Raw genomic sequence first — 24,948 nt, 5'->3', positions numbered from 1 at the left:
CCGGAATGACGTCGAGGAATTATGATTTTTCGTCGGGTAAACCAGTGTTTCGCGCGGCCTCTCGACACGCCCGCGCCACTCCCGCCTCACCGCCTGTCGAGCAGGATCCGCTCGAAGAATGCCGCCAGCGCCTCGTGCCCGTCGAGCGGCAGGACGGTCGCCACGAACTGGTCCGGCCGCACGACGACGAGCGCGCCGCGCGAACGGTCGATGCCGCGCAGATCGAAGATGTCCGGTCCGGTCGCGAGGTCGGGGGTGTAGGCCTTCTCGTAGTCGATGAGCCCGAACCGGCCCTTGCGCGGCAGCAGCAGCGGCGGCAGGTCCTCGACCCGCAGGTCGCGGTGGCCCTGCTGGAAGACCGCCCGCACGTCGATGACGCTGTCGCTATCGGCCCCCGCCGGGGTGGCGCGGCGCAACGGCGAATCCTCCCCGTCCCACAGGAAGCGCATCAGCCCGTCGAGCCGCGCGCCCTCGGCATCCGCGAAGGCGTAGAGCCGCCAGGCACCGTCGGCCCGGGCCGCATGGCCGAGCTGCATCGGCCGGGCATCGGCGAGGCGGATCACCGGCGCGGAATGGAAGCGCATCCCGATCGCGAAGCCGGTGGCGAGGGCCTGGTGCGCGTCGTCCGCGGTGAGGCAGGTCGTGGGGGCGTAGCGCGTCGCCACCCCGGCGGTGTAGCGGCCGGACTTCGTGAAATAGGCCTGGAGCTCGGCCGGATCGACGCCGCCGCGCTCTGGATGCGCCGCATCCCGCGGCGGCGAGGCCATGATCGTTGACCATTCCTTGTCGAAGTCGATCAGCTCCTGGGCGACCGCGTGGCGCTCGACCGTGTAGGTGCGCAGCAGCTCCGGCCGGGCGCGCCCGTCCAGCACCGCCGCGAGCTTCCAGCCGAGGTTGAACGCATCCTGCAGCGACACGTTCATGCCCTGGCCGGCCTTGGCGCTGTGGGTGTGGCAGGCATCGCCCGCGATGAAGACCCGGGGCGTGCGGGAGGCCTCGTCGCCGCCATCCTGGCCGATATCGTCGAACCGGTCGGTGACGCGCTGGCCGACCTGGTAGACCGCGAACCACGCGACCTCCTTCACCTCGAGGGTGTAGGGGTGCAGCACGCGCTGCGCCGTCGCGATGACGGTCTCCTGCGTGATGCTGCGGAACGCCTCGCGGTTGTCCGGGTCGATCACCCCGAGATCGACGTAGAGCCGCACGAGGTAACCGCCCTCCCGCGGGATCAGCAGGATGTTGCCGGCCTCGGCCGACTGGATCGCGGCCTTCAGCCGGATATCCGGAAAGTCGGTGACGGCGAGCATGTCAACCACGCCCCAGGCATGGTTGGCGAAGTCGCCCTGCGGGACCGCCCCGATCGCCTCGCGCACCCGGCTGCGGGCGCCGTCGCAGCCCACCACGTATCTCGCCCGCACGGTCCGCTCGGCGCCGGCCGCGTCGCGCAGCGTCACGACGACCGGATGCTCGTCCTCGGGCTCGACGGTCAGGGTGACGAAGTCCAGCCCGTAATCCGGCGCGAGCCGCGTCGGCGACTTCGCCATGAACTCCGCCAGGTATTGCAGCAGCCGGGCCTGGTTGACGATCAGGTGCGGGAATTCGGACAGGCCGTCCTCGGTGTCCTGGACCCGGCCGGTGCGGGCGATCCGGCCGCGATCGTCCGGGGCGGGGCGCCAGAACGCGGTCTCGTTGACCCAGTAGCCCTCGCGCACCAGCCGCTCGCTCAGGCCGAAGGCCGCGAACGTCTCGACCGTGCGGCACGCCACCCCGTCGGCCTGGCCGACCTGGAGCGGACCGTCGCGCCGGTCGACGATGCGGGTGCGGATGCCCGGGAACACCGAGAGCTGGGCGGCGAGCAGCATCCCGGCCGGACCGGTGCCGACGATCAGCACGTCGACGGTCTCGGGGAGGGGGCCGGTCTCGCGATCCGGCGCGGGGGCCTGGATGTCGGGATCGCCCGGCGCGTAGCCGTCGAGGTAGAACTGCATGGTTTCCTCCCGGACCGTCCTTCGCCTCGTGGACGAAAGCTCCTGTCGTGCGGTGCGTCGGGTGCGGGACGGCGTGCCGAACGACCCTGATAAAGACAGTACACGGATGTTCCGTGTACTGTCAATATTCGCTGCAGGAACCGGACCGTGCAGCGCGACCGCGCGGGATTGCGGCCAGCTTGGCAGAGTGGAGCCGAGATGCGAGGTTGCGCCGCCCCCCAAGGGCGGGATGGGCGAGCCGACACCGCGATTGCCGCGTGCGGCTTACCGGCGCGCCCGGATCGACGACAGTTTCAGGCCCCGATGAGCGATCTCTACGCGATGCCCGGTCATCTGGTCCGGCGGCTTCACCAGGTCTCGACCGCGCTCTTCGCCGAGGAATGCGGTGCGCACGGGCTGACCTCGGTGCAGTACGCCGCGCTGACGGCGATCCGCGAGAACCCGGACGTCGACGCGACGCGGCTCTCGTCCCTCATCGCCTTCGACCGCTCGACCCTCGGCGACGTGCTGGAGCGCCTCGAGGCGAAGGGCTGGGTGCAGCGCCATCAGAGCCCGCAGGACAGGAGGGTCAAGCTGCTGCGCCTCTCCCCCGGCGGCGCGCAGGTGCTCGGCGAGGTCGAGCCGGCGGTGGCCCGCGTGCAGGAGCGGCTGCTCGCCCCGCTCGATCCGGGCGAGCGGGCCGGAATGATCCGCCTGCTCGCGCGGCTCGTGCACCTGCACGGCCAGTCCGGGCCGGACGCGCCGTAGAACGGTCAACTCTCGTGGAGAACTTCGCCATCCGATCCACAACCTCAGGATGAGGTCGAGAATGGGGAACGGCTTCGGCTCAGGCCAGACAGGCTCTCAGGCCGCCTCGACCCACCCGTGGAAGCTCGCGACCTCGTGGCTCAGCCGCTCGGACTGGCGCGCCAGGTCCTGCGCGACGCCCAGCACCTGGGAGGCGGCGGCGCCGGTCTGGCCCGCGGTCAGGCCGGAGACCGTCCGCTCGAACTCCCGCGCCAGCTCGTCGACAACGCGGGCGCGGCGCATTCGCGCCTCGTCCTCGGCGGCCTGGACCGCCGCCAGCCGTTCGGCCTCGACGGCGCCTGCGCTCGAACACCTCCACCGCCCGGGCCATCGCGCCGATCTCGCCGCGCCGCGCGGCCCCGGCGACCACGACTCTCTCGTCGCCGTCTACCAGTCGCGCCATCGGCGCGGTGATCGCCCGGATCGGCGACACCAGGGTGCGACTCACGGGGGCGAGGGCCGGCTTCAGCCCGCCGCCGCCTCGTCGAGCAGCCACACCGTCTCGCCCCGGGCCTTCGCCCGTCCCGCGGGCAGGTTCTCGCCGGCGGCGAGGCGGGCGAGCGGCGCCCGCTTGCCCTGGCCGGTGACCAGGAACAGGATCAGCGGCGTGGCGCCGAGCGCGGTCAGGGACAGGCTGACGCGCGGCACGAAGGGCGCGAGCCCGGCTTCGGGCACCGCCACCACCCAGGCCTCGTCTTCCTCCACCTCGGGCTTGCCCGGGAACAGCGAGGCGGTGTGGCCGTCCTCGCCGAGACCGAGGAACACGAGGTCGAAGAGCGGCCGGGTGGGATCGAGCCGGTCGGCGCCGTACCAGCCCCGCAGCTCCACCGCGTAGGCCGCGGCGGCGCCCGGCGCCGGACGGTCGGTCGGGATCGGGTGCAGGTGGCCGGGGGGGACGAGGTCCCCGAAGGCATCCTCCGCCAGGCGCCGGTTGCTCCCGGCCTCCGCGCGATCGCCGACGCGCTCGTCGCCGAAGAACCAGTGCAGGCGGTCCCAGGGCAGGGCGTCGCGAAACTCCGGTCCGGCGAGGAGCCGGTACAGGAGCTTCGGGGTCGAGCCGCCCGACAGGCAGACCCCGACATGTCCCGGCTTCGCGGCGGCGACCGCGACCAGCCGCTCGGCCGCCGCCCGGGCGACCGCGTCGGCGTCCGGCAGCACCCGATGGCCGGCAGGCAGCGTGCTCATGTCTCATGCTCCAGCGAGCGCCAGGCGCGCCCGTCGCTGGTCAACATTTCGTCCGCTTGCCCGGGTCCGGCGCTGCCCGCCTCGTAGGGAATCGTCGGGAGGTCGCCCTTCGCCGCGGCGTCGAGGATCGGCTGCACGATGCGCCAGCCGGCCTCGATCATGTCGGCGCGCTGGAACAGGGTCGGGTCGCCGATCATCGCGTCGTAGATCAGGGTCTCGTAGCCGGTGCTGGGCTCGGTCTTGAAGTAGTCCTTGTAGCAGAACCGCATGTCGACGCTGCCGAGCCGCACCGCCGGGCCCGGGATCTTGGCGCCGAACTGCAGCGAGATGCCCTCGTCGGGCTGCAGCTGCAGTACCAGCCAGTTCGGCACGTCCTCGCGGACGTTGGTGCCCTTGAACAGCGACAGCGGCGCCTGCTTGAAGCGGATCGCGATCTCGGTGTCGCGCCGGGTCATCGCCTTGCCGGTGCGCAGGTAGAACGGCACCCCGGCCCAGCGCCAGTTGTCGATGCCGAGCTTCAACGCCACGAAGGTCTCGGTGTCGGAATCGGCCGCGACGTCCGGCTCCTCGCGGTAATCCTTGACCGCCTTGCCCTGCACCTCGCCCGCCGTGTACCGGCCCCGCACCGCATCCCCGACCCGGGCGGAGGGCGTGGCGAGCAGCACCTCCTCCTTCTTGTCGCGCACGGCCTCCGCCTCGAACGAGATCGGCGGCTCCATCGCCACAAGCGTGTAGAGCTGGAACAGGTGGTTCGGCACCATGTCGCGCAGCGCGCCGGTGGCCTCGTAGAACTTGGCCCTGCCCTCGACGCCCACCGTCTCCGCCACGGTGATCTGCACGTGGTCGATGTGGTCGCGGTTCCACAGCGGCTCGAACAGGCCGTTGCCGAACCGGAACGCCATGATGTTCTGCACCGTCTCCTTGCCGAGGAAGTGGTCGATGCGGAAGATCTGGTCCTCGGACAGGACCTTCAGGATGTCGGCGTCGAGCTTTTCCGCCGAAGGCAGGTCGTGGCCGAACGGCTTCTCGATGATGACCCGGCGCCAGCGCTCCTCGCCCTCCTCGGTCAGGCCGGCCTCGCCGAGCTTGGCGATGGTCGGCCCGAACAGGCTGGCGGCGACCGCGAGGTAGAACAGGACGTTGCCGCCGTCCTCCTTGCCGGAGACCTCCGCGATCGTGCGCTTCAGCTCCTCGAAGGAGGCGAGCTCCGACAGGTCGCCGGAGCGGTAATGGACCCGCCCGACGAGGTCGGTCCACACGCCGTCGTCGAACGAGCCGCCGCCGGCCTCACCGCCCTTGGCGGTGATGAAGCCGCGCACGGTCTCGCTCAGCTCGGAGCGGAATTCCTCCGACGACATCTCCGAGCGGCTGACGCCGATGACGGAGAAGTCCTTCGGCAGCAGGCCCCAGCGGCCGAGATTGTAGAGGGCCGGCATCAGCAGCCGATGGGTGAGGTCGCCGGTCGCCCCGAAGATCACCAGGGTGCAGGCGGGCGGGGGGGCTGCCCCCTCGGCCATGGAGCTCGTCATTTCGGCTCCTGGTGGCCGCCGAAGCCCTTGCGCATCGCCGAGAGCAGCTTGTCGGCGTAGGTGGCACCCTGGCGCGAGCGGAAGCGGGCGTAGAGGGCGGCGGACAGCACGTGGGCCGGGACGGCCTCCTCGATCGCGGCGTTCAGCGTCCAGCGGCCCTCGCCCGAATCGGCGACGTGGCCCGAGAAGGCGTCGAGGTTCTCGTCGCCGGCGAGCGCGGTCGCCGTGAGGTCGAGGAGCCAGGACGAGACCACGCTGCCGCGCCGCCAGACCTCGGCGACGTCGCCGATGTTGAGGTCGAAGCGCTGCGCCTCCGGCAGTTCGGTCGAGTTGGCGTGCTTGAGGATGTCGAAGCCCTCGGCATAGGCCTGCATCAGGCCGTACTCAATGCCGTTATGGACCATCTTGACGAAGTGGCCGGCGCCGCTCGGGCCGGCATGGATGTAGCCGTGCTCGGCGCGCGGGTCGCGGCCGTCGCGGCCCGGGGTGCGCGGCACCTCGCCGAGGCCGGGGGCGAGCGTCGAGAAGATCGGGTCGAGCCGGTCGACGGCTTCCTTGTGGCCGCCGATCATCATGCAGTAGCCGCGCTCCAGCCCCCAGACGCCGCCGGAGGTGCCGACATCGACGTAGTGCAGGCCCTTCTCGTTCAGGGCCGCGGCGCGGCGGATGTCGTCCTTGTAGAACGAGTTGCCGCCGTCGATGATGACGTCGTCGGGCTGCATCAGCCCGGCGATCTTCATCACGGTGACCTCGGTCGGGTCGCCGGCCGGCAGCATCACCCAGGCGGTACGGGGCACCTCGAGCTTCGACACGAAGTCCTCGAGGCTGTCGGCGCCGACCGCGCCCTCCTGCACCAGGGCCGCCACGGCCTTGGGATCCTGGTCGAACACCACGGCGGTGTGTCCGTTGCGCAGGAGCCGGCGGACGATGTTGCCGCCCATCCGACCGAGACCGACCATGCCGAGTTGCATCGCGTCACTCCTCGCCGGCGAGGCCGGGGCCGGCGGCCCGTTGGGCGTTCAGGCCCATCGAAACTCGTGAGGTGCGGTCCCCCTCTCCCGTTTGGGAGAGGGGCCAGGGGTGAGGGTGCTGCGGTTCCGCTTCGAGCTCGGACCGGCGTGCTGGCAGCTCGACGTTCGGTGTTCGACCCTGAACCGTCGCCACCCTCACCCCCGACCCCTCTCCCACTGGGGGGGGAGATCGCGTTCGATCGTCTAACTAAGCGCCGACTTCAGCCGGTCGAGGCCCTTGGCGACATCGCCCTTGATGTGGACGCGCAACGCCCGGCGGCCGCGCTCGGAGAGCACGCCGAAATCGCCCCGGGCCTGGGCGGCGATCACCGTGGCAAAGCCGAGGCTGCGGCCGGGGATGGCGAGATCCGGGGCTTCCGAGGTGATCTGCAGGAACACGCCGCTGTCGGGGCCGCCCTTGTAGGCCTGGCCGGTCGAGTGCAGGAAGCGCGGTCCGAACTCGGCGCAGGTCGCGACGTGCCTGGCCTCGCGCAGCGCCACCCGGGCCTCCTGGAGCGGCTTCAGGTGCTCCGGGTTGCGGGTGACGTAGGCGAGGAGCGCGACGTAGTCGCCGGCCTGGATGCGGCCGATCTGCGCCTCGATCCAGCTCTCCGGGTCGGAGCCGGCGCCGGCCTTGCGCAGGGCGTCCGCGTTGGCGGCATCGGTATAGAGCGCCAGGCCGTCATCCTCCGCCACCGGCGTTTCGGCCGGCAGGGCGCCGTCCTTCTCGGCGGCCGAGAACAGCTCGCGGGTCTTGATCTTGCTCGCCTCGACGTCGGGCTGGTCGAACGGGTTGATGCCGAGCACCGCGCCCGCCACCGCGGTGGCGATCTCGAAGCGGAAGAATTCCTGCGGCAGGCTCGCCTTCGCGGCGAGGCTGATCCGCACCACCGGGTGGCCGGCCTGCTCCAGAGCCGCGACGGCCGAGTCCTGGTCCGCATCGGCGCCGTCGTCGAGGCGCAGGTAGACGAAGACCCGGTCCTGGCCGTAGGCGGCCGGCGCGGCGAGGGGCTCGTTCTCGATCGGGATGAGGCCCTTGCCCTCCTTGCCGGTCGATTCGGCGATCAGCTGCTCGGCCCAGGCGCCGAAGGTGCCGATGCCCGGCGAGGCGATCAGCGTGACCTTGTCGCGGCCCTGCTCGGTGGCGGCCTTGCCGAGCACCAGGCCGAGCTGCACGCCGGGGTTCAGGTCCGGCGGCACGTCGGAGCCGCAGGAGCGCACCATGGTGCGGGCGCTCGCCAGGAACGCCCCGACGTCGAGGCCCATCGCGGCGGCCGGTACCAGCCCGAAGGCCGAGAGCACGGAGTAGCGCCCGCCGATCTGCTTCACGCCGTAGAAGATGCGGCGGAAGCCGTCGTCCTTCGCCGCCTTCTCCATCGCCGAGCCCGGATCGGTCACGGCGACGAAGTGCCGGCCGGCCTTGTCGCGCCCGACCACGTCGCGCATCCGGCCGAGGAAGTAGTCGCGGAAGACGTTGGGCTCGAGGGTCGAGCCCGACTTCGAGGCGACGATGAACAGGGTGCGCTCGAGGTTCACCGCGGCCTCGACCGCCCGGACCTCGTCCGGATCGGTCGAATCGAGGATGCGCAGGCGCGGGAAGCCGGCTTGCGGACCGAAGGTCTCGGCCAGCACCTCGGGCCCGAGGCTGGAGCCGCCCATGCCGAGCACCACCGCGTCGGTGAAGCCCTCCCGCTTCACCTCCGCCGAGAAGGCCGCGTACTCGGCGGCCTTCTTCGACTCGTCCTCGACGATGTCGAGCCAGCCGAGCCACTGCGCCTCGTCGGCGCCGCTCCACACGCTCGCGTCGTGCTGCCACAGCCGGCGCACCAGCCCGTCCTTGCGCCAGGTCTCGATCGCCTGCTTCACCGGCTCGTCGAGGCTGCCGAGGGAGAGCGCCTGCCGGTCGAGGCCGGTCCCGATGAAGGTCTGGCGTTTGCCCGCGACCGCACCGAGCAGCTTGTCGGCGGCGTCGATGAAGAGCTGCACGCCCTCCTCGACGAGCTGGCGCGCCACCGCGTCGATGTCGATGCCGGCCTTGGCGAGACGGGCCATCACCCGCTCGGCCTCGTCGACGCCCTCTTCCAGGCTTGCCCGCACCGTGCCGTGATCGCGAAAAGCGTCCATCGTCGCCGGCGGGATGGTGTTGACGGTGTTGGGGCCGATCAGCTCCTCGACGTAGAGCACGTCGGAATAGGCCTTGTTCTTGGTGCCGGTCGAGGCCCAGAGCAGGCGCTGGGGATGGGCGCCCTTGTCGGCGAGTGTCTGCCAGCGATCGCCGGCGAACAGCCGCTTGTAGCGTTGATAGGCGAGCTTGGCGTTGGCGATCGCGACCTTGCCCTTGAGGCCTTCGAGCGCCGCCTTCTCGTCCGGGTCGTTGGCGGCCGCGATCTTCTCGTCGAGCAGCTTGTCGACCGCCGCGTCGATCCGGCTGATGAAGAAGCTCGCCACGCTGGCGACCCGGCCGATATCGCCGCCGCCCGCGGCGAACTTTTGCAGGCCCTCGATATAGGCGTTAGCCACCGCCTCGTAGGTGTCCTGCGCGAAGAGCAGGGTGACGTTGATGTTGATGCCATCCGCCGTGAGGTCGCGGATCGCCGGGATGCCCGCGGGCGTCGCCGGCACCTTCACCATCAGGTTGTTGCGGGCGACCGCCTTGTGCAGGCGGCGCGCCTCGGCCAGCGTCTCTTCGGTGTCGAGGGCGAGGTAGGGCGAGACCTCGAGGCTGACGAAGCCGTCCTGGCCGCCGCTCGCCTCGTAGACCGGGCGCAGCACGTCGGCGGCGGCCTGGATGTCGGCGATGGCCAGCCCCTCGTAGAGGTCGATCACCCGCTCGTCGCCGGCCTGCTTCAGCGATGCGTCGTACTCGTCCGAGTGGCCGATCGCCTTCTCGAAGATCGCCGGGTTCGAGGTCACCCCGCGCAGGCCGTCCTCGTCGACGAGCCGCTTGAGTCCGCCGTCCTGGACGAAGCCCCGGGCCACGAAATCGAGCCAGACGGCCTGGTCCTGTTCGGCGTGCAGCCTCTTGAGCGGGTTCATGCCTCGGTCTCCGCGTGTTTGCCGCAGATGTGGACCGGAAGCAGGTTCTGTCCAGGGGGGAGGGCCAAGAGAAGCTCGGCCGTTCGCGCGAAAAGCGCGCGGACCTTCGCTTACGTCAACGCCGGGCCGGCCAGGCGGCCGCCACGGCGACCAGGATCCAGCCGAGGATCAGGATCATGCCGCCGCTCGGCGCCGCCATCGGGAAGAGCGGGGCCTGCATGAGCGCCCGTGCCGAGAGGTCGCCGGAGAACAGCGCGAGGCCGAGCGCCAGGGCGAGGCCCGCCGCGCGGGCGGGGGCCGGGTGGACGCGCCCGCTGCCGGACAGGAGCGCGAGGGCGAGCAGGGCAGGGGCGTGGAAGAGCAGGAACTGCGCCGCCGTGGCGAGGCTCGTCGCCCCGGCGATGTGGGCCGCCGCCGCCGACAGCCCGACGCCGAGCGCGCCGGCGAGGCCGGCGAGCGCGACCAGGGCGCGGTCGGCGGGGTGCATCATTCGCCGCGCTCGGAGAGCAGCCGGGCGATGCTGGCGCGCAGATCGGTCACGCCGTCGTCGGTGCGGCTCGAGGTCAGGATGATCTCGGGGTAGGCCGCCGGGCGCCGGGCGATCGCCGCCCGCGTCGCGGCGAGCCGGGCCTCGATCTCGTGCTTCTTGAGCGCGTCCGCCTTCGTCAGCACGATCTGGTAGGAGACCGCGGCCTTGTCGAGGCCGTCCAGCACCTCGGCGTCGTTCGGCTTGATGCCGTGGCGCGAGTCGATCAGCACGTAGACCCGGGCGAGGTTGGCCCGGCCGCGCAGGTAGGCGTGGATCAGCTCGGTCCAGGCCGCGACCTTCGCCTTCTCGACCGCGGCGTAGCCGTAGCCCGGCATGTCGACGAGGACGAGCTTGCCGCCGCCCACGTCGAAGAAGTTGAGCTGCTGGGTCCGCCCCGGCGTGTGCGAGGTCCGCGCGAGCGCGTTGCGGCCGGTCAGCGCGTTGATCAGGCTCGACTTGCCGACGTTGGAGCGGCCCGCGAAGGCGATCTCGTGCCCCCGCATCGGCGGCAGGATCTCGAGCTTGTCGGCGGCGTAGAAGAAGTCGGCGGAGCCCGCGAAGAGCAGCCGCCCCGCTTCGCGCAGGGCGGCCTCCTTCTCGGCCTCGGTCTGAGGCTGGTCCTGCATCGGTTCTCGACCTTCAGCCCTTGGCCTTCGCGGTCTTCGGGCGTGAGAATGTCGAGCGCAGGTTGTCCCACAGCTCCACCTTCACCCCGTTGCGCCGCATGATCACGTATTGCTGGATCACCGACAGGGTGTTGTTCCACGCCCAGTAGATCACCAGGCCGGCCGGGAACGAGCCGAGCATGAAGGTGAAGATGATCGGCATGAAGGTGAAGACCTGGGCCTGGACCGGGTCCGGCGGCGCCGGGTTCATCTTCATCTGCACGAACATCGTCACGCCCATGATGAGCGGCCAGATGCCGAGGTGGAGGAAGTCCGGCGGCGTGTAGGGCAGGAGGCCGAACAGGTTGAACACCGAGGTCGGGTCCGGCGCCGCGAGGTCGCGGATCCAGCCGAAGAACGGCGCGTGCCGCATCTCGATGGTGACGAACAGCACCTTGTACAGCGAGAAGAAGACCGGGATCTGGATCAGCACCGGCCAGCAGCCGGCGACCGGGTTGATCTTCTCCTTCTTGTACAGCTCCATCATCGCCTGCTGCTGCTTGACCTTGTCGTCGCCGTAGCGCTCGCGGATGGCGGTCATCTCCGGCTGGACGGCCTTCATCTTGGCCATCGAGACGTAGGAGCGGTTGGCGATCGGCAGGAACAGCAGCTTCAGCAGGAAGGTGACGACCAGGATCGAGACGCCGAAATTGCCGAACAGATGGTAGAAGAAGTCCAGCGCCTTGAACATCGGCTTGGTGATGAAGTAGAACCATCCCCAGTCGATCAGAAGGTCGAAGCGCTTGATGCCGAGCGACTTCTCGTAGCCGTCGATGGTGCCGACCTCCTTGGCGCCGGCGAAGAGGTGCTGCTGCGCCTCGACGGTGGCGCCGGGCGCGAGCTGCTTGGCCTCGCCGAGGCTGCTGGCCTGGTAGACCTTGGTGGCGCCCTCGTCGCGCTCGGTGAACGAGCCGGTATAGGGGGTCTTCTGGTCCGGGATGGCGGTGGCGGCCCAGTACTTGTCGGTGATGCCGAGGAAGCCGCCGGTCACGCCGGGCCAGGACTGGCCGCGGGTGCCGGGCGCGCCGAGCGGGTTGTCCTTGGCGAGCTTGTCGTAGGTGACTTCCTGCAGGCCCTTGTCGCCCAGGACGCCGATCATGCCCTCGTGCAGGACGTAGTAGCCCTGGGTGTGCGGCTTGCCCCAGCGCGAGACGAGGCCGTACGGGTAGAGGGTGACGGCGTTGCCGCCCTTGTTCTCGACCGCGTCGGCGACCGTGAACATGAACTTGTCGTCGACCGAGATGGTGCGGCGGAAGGTGAGGCCGGCGCCGTTGTCCCAGGTCAGCACCAGGGGCTTCTGCGGCGTGAGCGCGTCGCCCTCGGCGGTCCACAGGGTGTCGCCGGTCGGCAGCGCGCCGGCGCCTTGCCCGGAGGCCCCTTGCCCGGCAGCCCCTTGCCCGACCCAGCCGAACTCGGCGTAGTAGGGGTTGGCCGAGCCGGTCGGCGAGAGCAGCACGATGCGCGGCGACGAGTTGTCGACGGTCTCGTGGTAGTTCTTCAGCGACACGTCGTCGATGCGGCCGCCCTTCAGCGCCACCGAGCCGGCGAGCGCCGGGGTGTCGATGCGCACCCGCGGCGAGCGGGCGAGCGCCTCCTCGCGGGTCGCCGCGAGCGCCGGGCTGCCGGCCGGCGCGCCCGGCAGGGTGCCGGACACGGGGGCCGAGGGACCGCCCTCGCGCGGGCTCGCCGCCGGGCCGTCCTTGGCGGCCTGGGCCTGCCTGGCGGCCTGGTCCTTGACCAGCTGCTCCTGGCGCTGGCGCTCGACCTGCGGCGCGCTGACGAAGTAGTTCCAGCCGAGCAGCACCGCCAGCGACAGCGCGACGGCGATGATCATGTTCGTCTTGTCGTTACCCATGGACCCGCGACGCCTGCCGCCTAAAGAGCGGGACCGAGGGCGGGCCTGGCGGCCCGCTTCCCGGCCCTCACGACCAACACGACGAGGCGATTCCGGCTGCCCGGGATCGCCTCACGAATTCCGTTCCGAGGATGCCGGCCCCGATCCCGTGGCCTTGCCGCCCGGCATCTTGCCGCCCGGAGCCTTCCCCCGTCCCCGCTTGCCGCGACCCGGCCCTGTCCCGGAGGAACTGCCGCCCTCCGCCGCGGCCGGCCCGGGGGCGGCCGGCTTGGGGGTGGCAGGCTTGGGAGCCCGCGGCTTCGTCACCACGCCGAGGGCCTGGCGGACATCCTCGACCAGCTGGACGAAGGGCGCCGCCAGGGCATCCCGCCGGCCGATCAGCACCACGTCGGCCGCCTTGTCCCGCTGCGCCGGGCCTGCTTGCGCGGCCGCGAGCTGGGCGGCGACCTTGAGGCGGCGGCGGATGCGGTTGCGCTCGGTGGCGTGGCCTTCCCGCTTCGTCACGGTGAAGCCCACGCGCAGGCCGCCCGGCGGTCCATCGTCCCGCAGGCGGCCCTGTGCCGTCAGGCGCTCGGTATGGAAACGGCGGCCCTTGGCCGCCGCCAGATAATCCGGGCGCCGGGTGATCCGGCCGATCGGCGGCGGACCGCCGGGCCTCGCGGCGCGCTCGGGCACCGCGCGCCGACCTTACGCCGACAGGCGCTTGCGGCCGCGGGCGCGGCGGGCGGCGATGACCTTGCGGCCGCCGACGGTGGCCATGCGGGCACGGAAGCCGTGGCGGCGCTTGCGCACAAGCTTCGACGGTTGATAGGTTCTCTTCACGGCTCGTTCTCCGAAGGCCGGGGCCGGCCGGGCGCATGGCGCCGCCGAGGCCCTCGTGGTCCAGAATGTCTCGACGAAAGCGAACCGCGCCCGAATGGGGCGCGGTCACGTCGCGCGGTGTATGGCGGAATGGCCCCTGCGAGTCAATCGCGTTAAGGATCCCCCGACGGACCGTGCCGGGCGTCCGGCACGGTCGCCCGCACAGGAGAACGCGATGTTCGACGACGCCGAGAACAGGCCGCGGCCGCAGGCCTCGCACCAGATCGGCCAGGACCTCTCGGCCCTGTCGGTCTCCGACCTCGACGAGCGGATCGAGGCCCTGCGCCGCGAGATCGCCCGGCTCGAGGAGGACCGGCGGCGCAAGCAGGCGTCGCAGGAGGCGGCCCGGGCGGCCTTCAAGTTCTGAGACGGGGGGCGGGACGGGCGAGCTCCGGGATGGGACGCTGCGTCCCGTTTCGGGGCGATGCCGCGTTCGGGCCGCCCGGCACGGCTCTCTCCATTTCCCGACGCTGCCCGGGCTCGCCAGGGATTTGCAAGTGGCGGCCGACGTCGAGCAAGCCCGGCTCCGCGCGGCGAAAGGGCTTCGTCGACCCGTCGTCGACGAGGGGAGCGGAGGCGAAATCCGGAGCGACGATCGAGGGGGAGCCTCCGGCCGGGGATCCCCCGGACACATTCCCTCGTCCTCTCGCCCTCGCCCTCTCGCCCTCGCCCTCTCGCCGGCCGCGGGGAGGGGGGTCGGCGGCTCGTCCAGCGGCGATCGGCCCGGTCGTCACCGCCCTCCCGCGTATGCCGCTTCCGCCATCCGGTTGCGCGCCAGGCGCTTTCCGGCCCCGGCGCCTGCGGCGTTAACCATTTTTTAAGCCTTCCGGGCGATAACCAAGTCGGTCCAGCTTTCTGGATGTCGAGTGGTCTCTGTCCACTCTGTTTGATGCCTCCCTGTACGACTCTTTCAGCCGCCCCAAGGGGCGGCTTTCTTTTTTCCCCGGACCATCCCCCCTCCAGGCCATCCCCGATCGCCCCCGCCCGCCGCGCGAATTTTCTGCCTCGCCCGGATCGGCCCTCCGCTTCCCGCGTTGACGTTAAGGTTAACGATTGGTTGACGGCGCGCGGTCCGCGGACTGGCGCTATCGTTGCGCCAGACAGCCCGAGCGCACCGCCAGTGTCCCGTATCGACGCGGGACCGGGGTCGCGGTGGCACAGGAGGGATCATGGGCGTGATGGACGTGATGTTTCGGGCGGAAGAGCCCACCGTGCGCTTCGGCGAGACCTTCGTGGCGTCGGACGGCTTCAAGATGCTGTTTCGCGAGGGCATGACCCTCGTGGAGGAGACCGCGGCCTATCTCGACGGTCCCGGCCGGGACGAATCGCGCCTGCTCGCCCGCCACGCCGCCCTGACCTACGCCAGCGAGAGCATGCGGCTCACCACCCGCCTGATGCAGATCGCCTCGTGGCTGCTGGTGCAGCGTGCGGTGTCCGAGGGCGAGCTGAGCCTGAGCGAGGCCGCCGAGGAGAAGACCCGGGTGCGCCTCTCCTCCGTCGAGCCGAACGAGGCCGCCCCGGTCCTCGTCGCCGAGCTGCCGCTCTCGCTCCAGGCCCTGATCGGCCAGTCGAAGCGGCTGCATGCCCGCATCCTCCATCTCGACAAGCTCATCTCCGACGACCGCCCGACCCCGGAGCCGCGGGTGAGCCCCGTCTTCGCCCAGCACGACATGCTGCGGGTCGCCTTCGGCTGAGACCGATGGGGGAGGGCGCGTCGTCCGCGCCCTTCTTCGCACACGCGGCACGAAAAAAGCCCCGGCCGCGAGGCCGGGGCTTTTTTCGCGCGAACGATGCGGTCGCTTACTTCTTGCCGAACGAGATGCCGGCGAAGCGCGAGTTGAAGCGGGACAGGCGGCCGCCGCGGTCCATCAGCTTCTGCTCGCCGCCGGTCCAGGCCGGATGCGTGCTCGGGTCGATGTCGAGGTTGAGGGTGTCGCCCTCCTTGCCGTAGGTGGAGCGGGTCATGAACGAGCTGCCGTCGGTCAGCACCACCTTGATGAAGTGGTAGTCCGGGTGCTCGGTCGCGGTGCGGGCCACCTTGGGGGTCGCGACCGACTTGCCGGCGACGGGGGCCGCCTGCTTGGCGGCGGGGGCTGCTTGCTTTGCCATGACGAATTCCTAAGAGTGCGACCCGCGCCGAACGCTCCGCTTCGGGCCGCGGCCATTGATCGCGCGTAATCGGATGAGCGGCGGCCTATACCTCACCTCCGTGCGCCAAACAAGCGCCGGCACCCCGGACAGCACGACAGTTCAGATGGCACGTTCCGATACCGCCCGCCCCCGTGCGTCCCTCGGGGCGCTCAAGCCCCTCATCCCCTTCGCCGCGCGCTACAAGGGCCGCATCGCCGCCGCGATCGTGGCGCTGATCGCGGCCTCGGGCGCGACCCTGGTGGTCCCGGTGGCGGTGCGGCGGGTGGTCGATCTCGGCTTCGCCCATGGAGAGGTGGGCATGATCGATGCCTATTTCGGCGGGCTGATCGGGGTGGTGGCGGTGCTCGCGGTCGCCAGCGCCGCCCGCTACTACTGCGTCGTCACCCTCGGCGAGCGGGTCGTGGCGGACCTGCGCGCCGCGGTCTTCGCCCGCCTCACCACCCTCGATCCCGCCTTCTTCGACCGGGCGCGCAGCGGCGAGCTGGTCTCGCGCCTGACCGCGGACGCCGCGCAGGTGAAGTCGGTCTTCGGCGTCTCGCTCTCGATCCTCCTGCGCAACGTCTTCCTGTTCGCCGGCGCGGTCGGCATGATGGTGTGGACGAGCCCGCGTCTCTCGGTCCTGGTGCTCGCCGCGATCCCGCTCATCGTCTTCCCGCTGATCCTCTCGGGCCGCGGCGTGCGCCGCCGCTCGCGCGCCGCCCAGGACCGCCTCGCCGACGCCTCGGCCTTCGCCACCGAGGCGGTGGGATCGGTGCGCACCATGCAGGCCTTCGGCATGGCCTCGGCCACCGCCGCCCGCTTCGCCGAGGCCTCCGAGGGGGCGTTCCTGGCCTCCCGCGGCTCGGCCCGGGCGCGGGCCCTGCTCACCGGCGTCGCGATCTTCCTGATCTCGGGCAGCGTCGTCGGCGTGCTGTGGTACGGCGCGCAAGGGGTCGCCGCCGGCACGATCTCGGCCGGGCAGCTGTCGCAGTTCGTGCTCTACGCGGTGTTCGGCGCCAGCGCGCTCGGCCAGCTCTCGGAGGTCTACGGCGAGCTGACGCTGGCGGCCGGCGCGGCGGAGCGCCTGGGCGAGATCCTCGACACCGTGCCGGTCATCGCCGCGCCGGACCGCCCGCGCGCCCTGCCGGTGCCGCCGCGCGGCGAGATCGCCTTCGAGCGGGTGCGCTTCCACTACCCGACCCGGCCCGAGCACGCGGCGCTCCACGAGCTCAGCTTCGCGGTGGCCCCGGGCGAGCGCGTGGCCCTGGTCGGCCCCTCGGGCGCCGGCAAGAGCACGGTGCTGCAATTGCTGCTGCGCTTCTACGACCCGGAATCCGGCGAGGTCCGGATCGACGGCGTGCCGGTCGACGCGGTCGAGCCCGAGGCCTTGCGCGCCCGGATGTCCCTGGTGCCGCAGGACCCGACGGTGTTCAGCGGCAGCATCCTCGACAACATCCGGTACGGCCGGCCGCAGGCCAGCGAGGCCGAGGTCGAGCGGGCGGCCGTGCAAGCCCATGCCGACGGCTTCATCCGCGCCCTGCCGCAGGGCTACGCGACCCATGTCGGCGAGCGCGGCATCACCCTGTCGGGCGGCCAGCGCCAGCGCATCGCCATCGCCCGGGCGATCCTGAAGGACGCGCCGATCCTGCTCCTCGACGAGGCGACCTCCGCCCTCGACGCCGAGAGCGAGCGGGCGGTCCAGGCCGCCCTCGACGTCCTGATGAAGGATCGCACCACCCTGGTCATCGCCCACCGGCTCGCCACCATCCGGGCCGCCGACCGCATCCTGGTGCTCGACGACGGCCGCATCGCCGAGCAGGGCACGCACGACGCGCTTCTCGCCCGCGGCGGCCTCTACGCCCAGCTGGCGGCGTTGCAGTTCGGCGCCGGGATGGATGCGGCAGGGGAGCGGCAGGTGGCGGAAGTGTGAGGTGGCGGAAGTGTGAGGGGCGAGCGCCCTCAGCGGCAGGGTTTTCTTACTCCGCGACCTCAGGATGAGGTCGCGGACAGGATCGAGCGGTTCCGCCTCACCGCTCCGTCAGCTTCATCTCGATCCGCCGGTTGCGCGCGTAGGCCTCCTCGCTCGTCCCGGAATCGAGCGGCTGGAACTCGCCGAAGGCGCCGGCCAGCAGCCGCTGCGGCGGGATGCCCTTGCCCACCAGGTACTGCACCACCGCGATCGCGCGCGCCGCCGAGAGCGCCCAGTTCGAGGGGAATTGCGGCGAGTTGATCGGCCGCGCGTCGGTATGGCCGTCGACGCGCAGCACCCACGGGATGTCGGCGGGGATCTGGCGGTTGAGCTCCAGGATCGCCCCGGCGATCCGGTCGATCTCCGGGCCGGCCTCGGGCTTCAGCACCGCCTGGCCGGCGGAAAACAGCACTTCCGACTGCAGCACGAACCGGTCGCCGACGATGCGGATGTCGGGGCGGCTGCCGAGGATCTGGCGCAGGCGGCCGAAGAAGTCCGAGCGGTAGCGGGCGAGTTCCTGCACCCGCTGGGCCAGCGCGACGTTGAGGCGACTGCCGAGATCGGCGATGCGGGCCTGGCTCTCGCGGTCGCGGGTCTCGGAGGCCGCGAGCGCGTCCTCGAGCGCGGCGAGCTGCTGGCGCATCGCCGAGATCTGCTGGTTCAGGAGGTCGACCTGGCCGAGCGCCCGGGTGGTGGCGCCCTTCTCCGCGTCGAGCTGGCGGCCGAGCTCGGCCGCCTTGCCCTCCGCGCCCTGGTCGGTGGCGAGCAGGCCCTGGAGGCGCCGCCGCTCGGCCTCGGAATTCGAGAGGTTCGCCCGCAGGCCGGCGGCGCTCTCCTCCAGCGCCCGCTTGCCGGAGCGCTCCAGCGCCAGCAAGTCGGTCAGCTCCGAGATCTGGCGGTTCAGCCGCTCCAGCACCGTGTCGCGGCCGGACAGCTCCTGCGACAGGAAGAACTGGCCGGTGACGAAGATGGTGAGCAGGAAGACGACCGACAGCAGCAGCGTCGTCAGCGCGTCGACGTAGCCCGGCCAGACGTTGAGGGCGCGGTCGCGCCGGACGAGGCGGCCGGCCATCAGGGCGTCACTCCACCTTCTCCCGGGCGAGGCGGTCGAGCACCTGCTTCAGCTCGCGCTCGCGGTTGGCCTGGGCCTCGACCCAGTCGCGGATCATCTGCTGCTCGGCCCGCATGTGCTGCACGAGGCCCTGGATGCCCTCGGCGAGGTTCGCCATCGCCTGGGTGCTGGCCCGGCCATGCGCCGTGCTGTCGCCGACGAGGGTGCCGAGGCGGGACATCGCGTCGGCGATGTCCTTGAGCACCGCGTCGCCCCGCGGCGCCGGCTCGGGCGGGCGCGGCGCGGAGGCCGCGGCGGCGAGGGCGGCGGCGGCCGGCACCGTGACGGGGACCGGCACCGGGGCGGGCGCGGGACCCGCCGCGGTGACGAGCCAATCCTCCAATTCGTTGTAGAACCGGGTATGGGCCTGCCCCGCCTGGAGGTCGAGGAAGCCGATCACCAGCGAGCCGGCGAGGCCGAACAGCGAGGCCGAAAAGGCGAGGCCGATGCCCGACAGCGGCACCGCGAGGCCGCTCTTCAACTCGTCGAACATCACCGCGGCGTCGCCGCCGCCGGCGCGCATCGAGCGGATCACCCCGCCTACCGCCGACAGGGTGTCGATCAGGCCCCAGAAGGTGCCGAGCAGCCCGAGCAGGATCAGCAGCCCGCCGATGTAGCGCAGGATCTCGCGCCCCTCGTCGAGGCGCGAGGCGACGGTGTCGAGGAGCGGCTGGAACTGCGCCTGCGGGTGCGGCCGGTCGGCCTTCGCCGCCTGCAAGGCGGGGGCGAGGGCGCCGAGCACGCGGGGCGTGCCTGGATCGGCGGCGCCGGTCGCGGTGCGGTTGGCGAAGCGCACCTCGCGAAACAGGCGCTGCACCTGCCCGAAGGCCATGAGGATGGCGATCAGCGTCGCGCCGAGGATCAGCCCGTTGAGGCCCGGATTGGCCATGAAGGCCGGCACGATCTGGCGATAGAGCACGAAGGCCAGGAAGCCGGCCAGCGTCAGGAACACCGCCATGCGGATGAGGTAGATCCGCGGCGATGTCAGGGGAGGGGACGCTGCGCTCGCCGCCATCGCGGGCCGTACTCACTGTCGCGGGGTCCCCGTCCGCGACGGGGGTCGGCCGGCACTGTGCCGGGTACGGCTTGGCCGATCAAGCCGGCGCGCTTCCGCCATCCCGGGGGTTTCGGTCCCCCGAGGTTCAGTCCCCGGGGGTTCAGTCCCAGTGACGCGGCCAGGTCTCCTCGAGATGCGGCCCGAGGCGGACCGGGCTCACCCGCCGGGCGAGGCCGGTCGCGTCGTCGGTCTCGACGGCGAGGCCGCACAGGGTGCCCTCGCCGGTCGCGGCCTCGAGGCGGCTGCCCGGGGTCTTCTGCAGGAAGCGGCGCACCGGCTCGTCCTTCTGCATGCCGAGCACCGAATCGTAGTCGCCGCACATGCCGACATCGGACATGTAGGCGGTTCCGCCGGGCAGGATGCGGTGGTCGGCGGTCGGCACGTGGGTGTGGGTGCCGACGACGAGGCTCGCCCGTCCGTCGAGGAACCAGCCGAAGGCCTCCTTCTCGCTCGTCGCCTCGGCGTGGACGTCGACGATCACCGCGTCGGCGGCGTCGCGCAGCGGGCAGGCCGAGAGCTCGCGCTCGGCCGCCGCGAAGGGATCGTCGAGGGGATCGAGGAAGATCCGCCCCATCACGTTGACGACGAGGACCCGGGCGCCGCCCTGGGTCTCGATCACCGTGGCGCCGCGGCCGGGCGTGCCCGGCGGGTAGTTCGCCGGCCGCACCAGCCGCGGCTGGCGGGCGATGAACACCAGGGCCTCGCGCTGGTCGAAGGAGTGGTTGCCGAGGGTCACCGCGTCGGCGCCGGCATTGATCAGCTCGTCGCAGATGCTCTCGGTGATGCCGAAGCCGCCGGCGGCGTTCTCGCCGTTGATCACCACGCAGTCGAGGCGCCAGCGCTCGCGCAGGGACGGCAGACGCTCGCTCACCGCCAGGCGGCCCGGCCGGCCGACGACGTCGCCGAGGAAGAGGAGGCGCATGGCGGGATTCAGTCTCCGGTGGGGTGGATCAGGCCCGCCTCGGTGACGATGCCGTCGAGGGGCCGGTCGTGCGGGCCGTCCGGCACGCGCGGGGTCTCCTGCGCGCAAAACCCGATGCCGATGGCGAGCGCCCGCTCCGCGGCGTCGAGACGCGCGAGCGCCCGGTCGTAATAGCCCTTGCCGTAGCCGATGCGGTGGCCGCGCCGGTCGAAGGCGGCGAGCGGAACCAGGAGGGCGCGGGGATCGACGATCCGCGCATCGGGTCCCGGCTCGCTCAGGCCGAAGCCGCCGGCGGCGAGCGCGTCGCCCTCGGCGGCCAGCCGGAACACCAGCCCGTCGGGCGTCACCTGCGGCAGGGCCACCGCCTGGCCGCGGGCGCGCAAGGCGGCGATCAGCGGCCGCAGGTCGACCTCGCTGCGGATCGGCCAGTAGGCCGAGACCACCGCGGCATTCGCGATCTCAGGCAGGTCGAGGACGATCTCGGCGATGCGGCGGGAGGCCGCCGCGCGGGCCTCGACCGCCAGCCCGTCCCGCCGTGCCAGGGCCGCCTTGCGCAGGGTGGCCTTGTCCGGGGAGGCGGGAGGGTCGTCCGTCGTCATGGAAGTCTCAGCGCGGAGCCACGAGAGCCGTTGGAGAATCGATCCCGGGAAACCTACGAAGTAGGTGGGCGCCGTTATGCCCCGGTCCACGGACCAGGGCAGTGACAGCTCCCGAGGGAGTCGATAAGGCCCCGGGGAATGTGTCTCCTGACGAGAACCGCAGCCCCGCCGACCTCATGTAGCGCCGCCGGGGCGGTTGCGAAAGGGGGCGGAGGAGGGGATTTGAGCCGACGAAGGGGGCGGGGCACCCCGGCAGGCGAACCGGGCGCCGAGGCCTCGACGGCGGCGGTGACGATAGGCCGGGACGCGGCCGCCTCTCCACGGCATCCTGGGGCTCACCGAAGGTGAGAACCCGACCGCAGACGATCTCCCGCCATTCCCGTCAGGACCCCCATGAGCCCGAAAGCCGTCCTCGCCCCCGTCCTCGTCCAGGTCCTGCTGACCTTCTGCCTGCTGCTCTGGACCGGGCGGAAGCGCTTCGCCGCGGCGCGGGACGGGCAGGTCGAGCTGAAGGACATCTCGCTCGGCGAGCGGACCTGGCCGGCGCCGGTGCAGCAGGTCTCGAACGCCTTCGCCAACCAGTTCGAGCTGCCGGTGCTGTTCTACGTGCTGACCGGACTGGCGCTCGCGACGGCGAAGGCCGACGCCCTGTTCGTCGGCCTCGCCTGGCTGTTCGTGGCGACGCGGATCGTCCATGCGGGGATCTACGCCACCACGAACATGGTGATCCGGCGCTTCCAGGCCTTCCTCGCCGGGGCTCTCGTCCTGATGGCGATGTGGCTGATCTTCGGGGCGAAGATCCTCCTCGCGTGAGGCGCCGCCTCGCCATCCCGGCGCCGGGAGGGTAAGGGGAGCCGCTTCAGTAGCGCGGGGCCCGCGGCGGCGGGCTGCCGTATTCGAGTTGCGTCTTGGCGTCGTAGGGCCTGGGCGGCGGCGGGGTGAGGTCGACGGCCGGCGCCGCCGGGGCGGTGGCGCAGGCGCCGGCCGCCAGCGCGATCAGGCCGGCGAGACTCACGGCGAGGGCGGACGGAATGGGACGAGGGATCATGCGGGCGGAACTCCGGCTCTGCGGGGTGGACCGCCAAGGTGTCGAGGCCGTGCGGGCCGAAAGCTTGGCCGTGATGCGCCGGCCCCGCGGCGCATCCGTGGCGGTTTCGCGGTGGGCGGTGTCGCGATGAATCCCGGTGCCCGTCTCTCCGCCGCCATCGAGGTCCTGGCCGACATCGCCGAGCGCCGCCGCCCGGTCGCCGACGCCCTGAAGGACTGGGGCCTCGCCCACCGCTTCGCCGGCTCCGGCGACCGCGCCACCATCGCCACCCTGGTCTACGACGGCTTGCGCCGTCGCGCCTCCGCCGCCTGGATCATGGGCGAGGACAGCCCGCGCGCCGTGCTGATCGGCTCGCTGCGGCTCCAGCGCGGCCTCGCCGCCCAGACCGTCTCGGAGCTGTTCACCGGCGAGCGCTTCGCGCCCGCCCCCCTGACGGAGGCCGAGCGCGCCCGGCTCGAGACCGGCACCCTCGCCGACGCCCCCGTCCACGTCGCCGGCGACGTGCCGGAATGGGTGGTGCCCTCGCTGGAGGCGGCCCTCGGCGGCGACCTCCTGCCGGAATTGCGGGCGCTCGCCCGCCGCGCGCCCCTCGACATCCGGGTCAACACCCTCAAGGCGACCCGCGAGGGGACGCGGGAGGCGCTGGCGCATCTCAACGCCGAGCCGACGCCGCTCGCGCCGGACGGCCTGCGGGTGCCGCTCGGCGAGGACGGGCGCGGGCCGGCGCTCCACGTCGAACCGGAATTCCTCGACGGCTGGTTCGAGATCCAGGACGAGGGCTCGCAGCTCGCCGCCCGCCTCTCCGGCGCGAAGCCCGGCATGACGGTGATCGATCTCTGCGCCGGCGGCGGCGGCAAGACCCTGGCGCTCGCCGCCCTGATGGGCAACGAGGGCCGGTTGATCGCTACCGACGGCGATCCCCGCCGCCTCGCGCCGGTCCACGAGCGCCTGCGCCGGGCCGGCGCCGCGGCCGAGGTGCGCACGCCCCGCGGCGGGAAGGGGCGGCCCGACGTCCTCACGGATCTCGACGGCACCGCCGACCTCGTCCTCGTCGACGCGCCCTGCACCGGCTCGGGCACCTGGCGGCGCAACCCGGACGCCAAGTGGCGCCTGCGCCCCGGCAGCCTCGCGGCGCGGGTGGCCGAGCAGGAGGCGGTGCTCGACCGCGCTGCCCGGCTGGTGCGGCCGGGCGGCCGGATCGTCTACGTCACCTGCTCGCTGCTGCCGGAGGAGAACGACGCGGCGGTCGCGGGCCTGGCGGCGCGCCGCGACGACGTCGCGCCGGGCCTCCTCGACCTGCCGGAGGCGGTCGAGGCCAGGGTGCGGCGCACGGCGCACGGCATCCAGATGAGCCCGGAGCGCACCGGCACCGACGGCTTCTACGTCGCGCTCCTGGAACGCCGCCCGGACCGCTCCTGAGGCGGGCCGGGCGCGTCGCCCCGATCCCGGCCCCGCCGTCACGGTATTTTTCTGCCGTGCATCTGCCGCGGCTTGGCTTATTCATGGCGGTGGGGGATGGCCCCGCGACGGGCGAGCCCGGAGGCACCGGCGGGTCCCGGGGCGGCGCCGAGGTCTTCGAGAGTGTCGGACGGTCGGCATGGCGCTGCATCGCAGGACGTTGCTCACGGGAGCGGCCGCCCTCGGTCTCGCGCCCGGCGCCGTCGCGCAGCCGGCGGTCCCGCCCGGGCAGGAGAGACCCGTGGATCGTCCGTCGGGCCACGACGCGCCGCCTGAGGCCGCCCCCGGCACCGCCCTGGAGGTGATGCGGCTGTGGCCCGCCGGGCCGCCCGGGGGAGGGGGGCCGACCGCGGACGGGCCGCGCTTCGACGAGAGCCGCGAGGGCGTCGTCACCGGCGTCGCCGAGCCTTGCCTTCTGGTCATGCGCCCGGCCCGGCCCACCGGCAGCGCCATGGTGATCGCCGCCGGCGGCGGCTATCGCCGCATCGACATCGGGCACGAGGCGGTGCCGGTCGGGCACTGGCTCAACGGGCTGGGTGTCACCGCCTTCGCGCTGGTCTACCGGCTGCCCGGCGAGGGCTGGGCGGCGGGCGCCGACGCGCCGATCCAGGACGCCCTGCGGGCGGTGCGCCTGGTGCGGGCCCGGGCCAAGCGCTACGGCTACGAGCCGAACCGGATCGGCGTGATGGGCTTCTCCGCCGGCGGCCACCTGATGGGCTCGGCCAGCACCCGCTTCGCCTCGCCGCTCTACCGGGCCGTGGACGAGGACGACGCGCTCTCCGCCCGGCCCGACGTCGCCGCCCTGCTCTATCCCGTCATCACCCTGAAGGCTCCGTTCGACCGCACCTCGAGCCGCCGCGTCCTCGTCGGCGAGAGCCCGACCCGCGTCGCCACCGAGGCCTACTCGGTCGAGACCCACGTTCCTCCCGAGACGCCGCCGACCTTCCTGGCCCAGGCCGCCGACGACCCGATCGCCGTCGTCGACAATTCCCTCCTGATGTACGCCGCGTTGCGGGCCGCCGAGGTGCCGGTGGAGATGCACCTGTTCGAGCGCGGCGGCCACGGCTTCAACCTCGGGGTGCCGGGCTCGCCGGCCGCGGCGTGGCCGGGCCTGTTCGCGACCTGGGCCCGGCGGCGCGGCTTCATCCGGGCGTAAGACACCGGGTTTTCGAACAAGCCGGTGAGCGTCCCGCGCGCTCGCCATACCGCA

Annotated in this window: 24 protein-coding genes and 1 other RNA gene; 7 read left to right on the top strand and 18 right to left on the bottom strand. The window is 72.1% G+C overall.

Annotation, left to right across the window (positions count from 1 at the left end; translation table 11 throughout):
- Window positions 1-86: 86 nt before the first annotated feature.
- Window positions 87-1,988 (bottom strand): FAD-binding monooxygenase, encoded by a 1,902-nt coding sequence (locus A5481_RS21300; RefSeq protein WP_048434847.1) that lies wholly within the window; start codon window positions 1,986-1,988, stop codon window positions 87-89.
- 303 nt (window positions 1,989-2,291) lie between these two features.
- Between A5481_RS21300 and A5481_RS21295 the strand changes: the two genes are divergently transcribed.
- Entirely contained in the window at window positions 2,292-2,735 is a 444-nt protein-coding gene (locus tag A5481_RS21295; protein WP_048434848.1) for a MarR family winged helix-turn-helix transcriptional regulator, read from the top strand.
- 96 nt (window positions 2,736-2,831) lie between these two features.
- Here the strand turns inward: A5481_RS21295 and A5481_RS35365 are convergent, their stop codons facing one another.
- From A5481_RS35365 to rpmH, 10 genes are all read right to left on the bottom strand, one after another.
- Window positions 2,832-3,017 carry a hypothetical protein gene (locus A5481_RS35365; RefSeq protein WP_048434849.1) on the bottom strand — a complete coding sequence of 62 codons (186 nt, stop codon included), beginning with the start codon at window positions 3,015-3,017 and terminating at the stop codon, window positions 2,832-2,834.
- Between the two features lie 222 nt (window positions 3,018-3,239).
- Window positions 3,240-3,959 carry a 6-phosphogluconolactonase gene (pgl, locus tag A5481_RS21285; RefSeq protein ID WP_048434850.1) on the bottom strand — a complete coding sequence of 240 codons (720 nt, stop codon included), beginning with the start codon at window positions 3,957-3,959 and terminating at the stop codon, window positions 3,240-3,242.
- The gene (gene zwf / locus A5481_RS21280; protein ID WP_048434851.1) at window positions 3,956-5,488 is read right to left on the bottom strand and encodes a glucose-6-phosphate dehydrogenase; all 1,533 of its coding nucleotides are present in this window, start codon (window positions 5,486-5,488) and stop codon (window positions 3,956-3,958) included. The genes pgl and zwf overlap by 4 nt, the downstream gene beginning before the upstream one ends.
- On the bottom strand, window positions 5,485-6,459 hold the full coding sequence (gnd, locus tag A5481_RS21275; protein ID WP_048434852.1) for a phosphogluconate dehydrogenase (NAD(+)-dependent, decarboxylating): 975 nt from the start codon (window positions 6,457-6,459) through the stop codon (window positions 5,485-5,487). Before gnd ends, zwf begins: the two co-directional genes overlap by 4 nt.
- 243 nt (window positions 6,460-6,702) lie before the next feature.
- Complete coding sequence (locus A5481_RS21270; protein ID WP_048434853.1) at window positions 6,703-9,534, bottom strand: bifunctional transaldolase/phosoglucose isomerase; 2,832 nt, start codon at window positions 9,532-9,534, stop codon at window positions 6,703-6,705.
- Window positions 9,535-9,649: 115 nt separating this feature from the next.
- Window positions 9,650-10,021, bottom strand: coding sequence for a DUF423 domain-containing protein (locus A5481_RS21265; RefSeq protein WP_048434859.1), 372 nt, complete (start codon window positions 10,019-10,021; stop codon window positions 9,650-9,652).
- Window positions 10,021-10,689 carry a ribosome biogenesis GTP-binding protein YihA/YsxC gene (yihA, locus tag A5481_RS21260; protein ID WP_048434854.1) on the bottom strand — a complete coding sequence of 223 codons (669 nt, stop codon included), beginning with the start codon at window positions 10,687-10,689 and terminating at the stop codon, window positions 10,021-10,023. Before yihA ends, A5481_RS21265 begins: the two co-directional genes overlap by 1 nt.
- 13 nt (window positions 10,690-10,702) lie before the next feature.
- The gene (gene yidC / locus A5481_RS21255) at window positions 10,703-12,583 is read right to left on the bottom strand and encodes a membrane protein insertase YidC (RefSeq protein ID WP_048434855.1); all 1,881 of its coding nucleotides are present in this window, start codon (window positions 12,581-12,583) and stop codon (window positions 10,703-10,705) included.
- Between the two features lie 111 nt (window positions 12,584-12,694).
- The gene (locus A5481_RS21250) at window positions 12,695-13,258 is read right to left on the bottom strand and encodes a ribonuclease P protein component (RefSeq protein WP_064504282.1); all 564 of its coding nucleotides are present in this window, start codon (window positions 13,256-13,258) and stop codon (window positions 12,695-12,697) included.
- Between the two features lie 12 nt (window positions 13,259-13,270).
- Window positions 13,271-13,405 carry a 50S ribosomal protein L34 gene (gene rpmH, locus A5481_RS21245; RefSeq protein ID WP_010300405.1) on the bottom strand — a complete coding sequence of 45 codons (135 nt, stop codon included), beginning with the start codon at window positions 13,403-13,405 and terminating at the stop codon, window positions 13,271-13,273.
- Window positions 13,406-13,619: 214 nt separating this feature from the next.
- On the opposite strand from rpmH, the gene A5481_RS21240 reads away from it, so the two are divergent.
- A complete protein-coding gene (locus A5481_RS21240; RefSeq protein ID WP_064504281.1) occupies window positions 13,620-13,811 on the top strand; it encodes a DUF1192 domain-containing protein in 192 nt (63 codons plus the stop codon).
- 802 nt (window positions 13,812-14,613) lie between these two features.
- Window positions 14,614-15,138 (top strand): protease adaptor protein RcdA, encoded by a 525-nt coding sequence (gene rcdA / locus A5481_RS21235; protein WP_064504280.1) that lies wholly within the window; start codon window positions 14,614-14,616, stop codon window positions 15,136-15,138.
- 106 nt (window positions 15,139-15,244) lie between these two features.
- On the opposite strand, the gene rpmE is transcribed toward rcdA, so the two are convergent.
- Window positions 15,245-15,481: a 50S ribosomal protein L31 gene (rpmE, locus tag A5481_RS21230; protein ID WP_048464135.1), complete on the bottom strand. Its 237-nt coding sequence runs from the start codon at window positions 15,479-15,481 to the stop codon at window positions 15,245-15,247.
- Between the two features lie 217 nt (window positions 15,482-15,698).
- Between rpmE and A5481_RS21225 the strand changes: the two genes are divergently transcribed.
- Entirely contained in the window at window positions 15,699-17,504 is a 1,806-nt protein-coding gene (locus A5481_RS21225; protein ID WP_064504279.1) for an ABC transporter transmembrane domain-containing protein, read from the top strand.
- Window positions 17,505-17,601: 97 nt separating this feature from the next.
- Here A5481_RS21225 and A5481_RS21220 read toward each other — a convergent pair whose 3' ends face one another.
- From A5481_RS21220 to ssrS, 5 genes are all read right to left on the bottom strand, one after another.
- On the bottom strand, window positions 17,602-18,615 hold the full coding sequence (locus A5481_RS21220) for a peptidoglycan -binding protein (protein ID WP_048435490.1): 1,014 nt from the start codon (window positions 18,613-18,615) through the stop codon (window positions 17,602-17,604).
- A 7-nt stretch (window positions 18,616-18,622) separates the two neighbouring features.
- Window positions 18,623-19,669 (bottom strand): MotA/TolQ/ExbB proton channel family protein, encoded by a 1,047-nt coding sequence (locus A5481_RS21215; RefSeq protein WP_048435489.1) that lies wholly within the window; start codon window positions 19,667-19,669, stop codon window positions 18,623-18,625.
- Between the two features lie 142 nt (window positions 19,670-19,811).
- A complete protein-coding gene (locus A5481_RS21210; protein WP_048435488.1) occupies window positions 19,812-20,633 on the bottom strand; it encodes a TIGR00282 family metallophosphoesterase in 822 nt (273 codons plus the stop codon).
- A gap of 8 nt (window positions 20,634-20,641) precedes the next feature.
- On the bottom strand, window positions 20,642-21,232 hold the full coding sequence (locus tag A5481_RS21205) for a 5-formyltetrahydrofolate cyclo-ligase (protein WP_048435487.1): 591 nt from the start codon (window positions 21,230-21,232) through the stop codon (window positions 20,642-20,644).
- Between the two features lie 11 nt (window positions 21,233-21,243).
- Window positions 21,244-21,401: non-coding RNA, 6S RNA (gene ssrS, locus A5481_RS21200), on the bottom strand.
- A gap of 224 nt (window positions 21,402-21,625) precedes the next feature.
- Between ssrS and A5481_RS21195 the strand changes: the two genes are divergently transcribed.
- Window positions 21,626-22,045 (top strand): MAPEG family protein, encoded by a 420-nt coding sequence (locus A5481_RS21195; RefSeq protein WP_048435486.1) that lies wholly within the window; start codon window positions 21,626-21,628, stop codon window positions 22,043-22,045.
- A 46-nt stretch (window positions 22,046-22,091) separates the two neighbouring features.
- Here the strand turns inward: A5481_RS21195 and A5481_RS21190 are convergent, their stop codons facing one another.
- A complete protein-coding gene (locus tag A5481_RS21190; RefSeq protein WP_048435485.1) occupies window positions 22,092-22,280 on the bottom strand; it encodes a hypothetical protein in 189 nt (62 codons plus the stop codon).
- A gap of 126 nt (window positions 22,281-22,406) precedes the next feature.
- Here A5481_RS21190 and A5481_RS21185 point away from each other — a divergent pair, with 126 nt between their 5' ends.
- Both A5481_RS21185 and A5481_RS21180 read left to right on the top strand, forming a co-directional pair.
- Complete coding sequence (locus A5481_RS21185) at window positions 22,407-23,699, top strand: RsmB/NOP family class I SAM-dependent RNA methyltransferase (protein ID WP_048435484.1); 1,293 nt, start codon at window positions 22,407-22,409, stop codon at window positions 23,697-23,699.
- Window positions 23,700-23,877: 178 nt separating this feature from the next.
- On the top strand, window positions 23,878-24,894 hold the full coding sequence (locus tag A5481_RS21180; RefSeq protein WP_048435483.1) for an alpha/beta hydrolase: 1,017 nt from the start codon (window positions 23,878-23,880) through the stop codon (window positions 24,892-24,894).
- The last annotated feature ends 54 nt before the right edge of the window (window positions 24,895-24,948 follow it).

Origin of the sequence: Methylobacterium platani, from assembly GCF_001653715.1 — a bacterium.
Lineage (GTDB): Bacteria > Pseudomonadota > Alphaproteobacteria > Rhizobiales > Beijerinckiaceae > Methylobacterium > Methylobacterium platani.
This window is presented reverse-complemented; position numbering and strand designations above follow the sequence as displayed.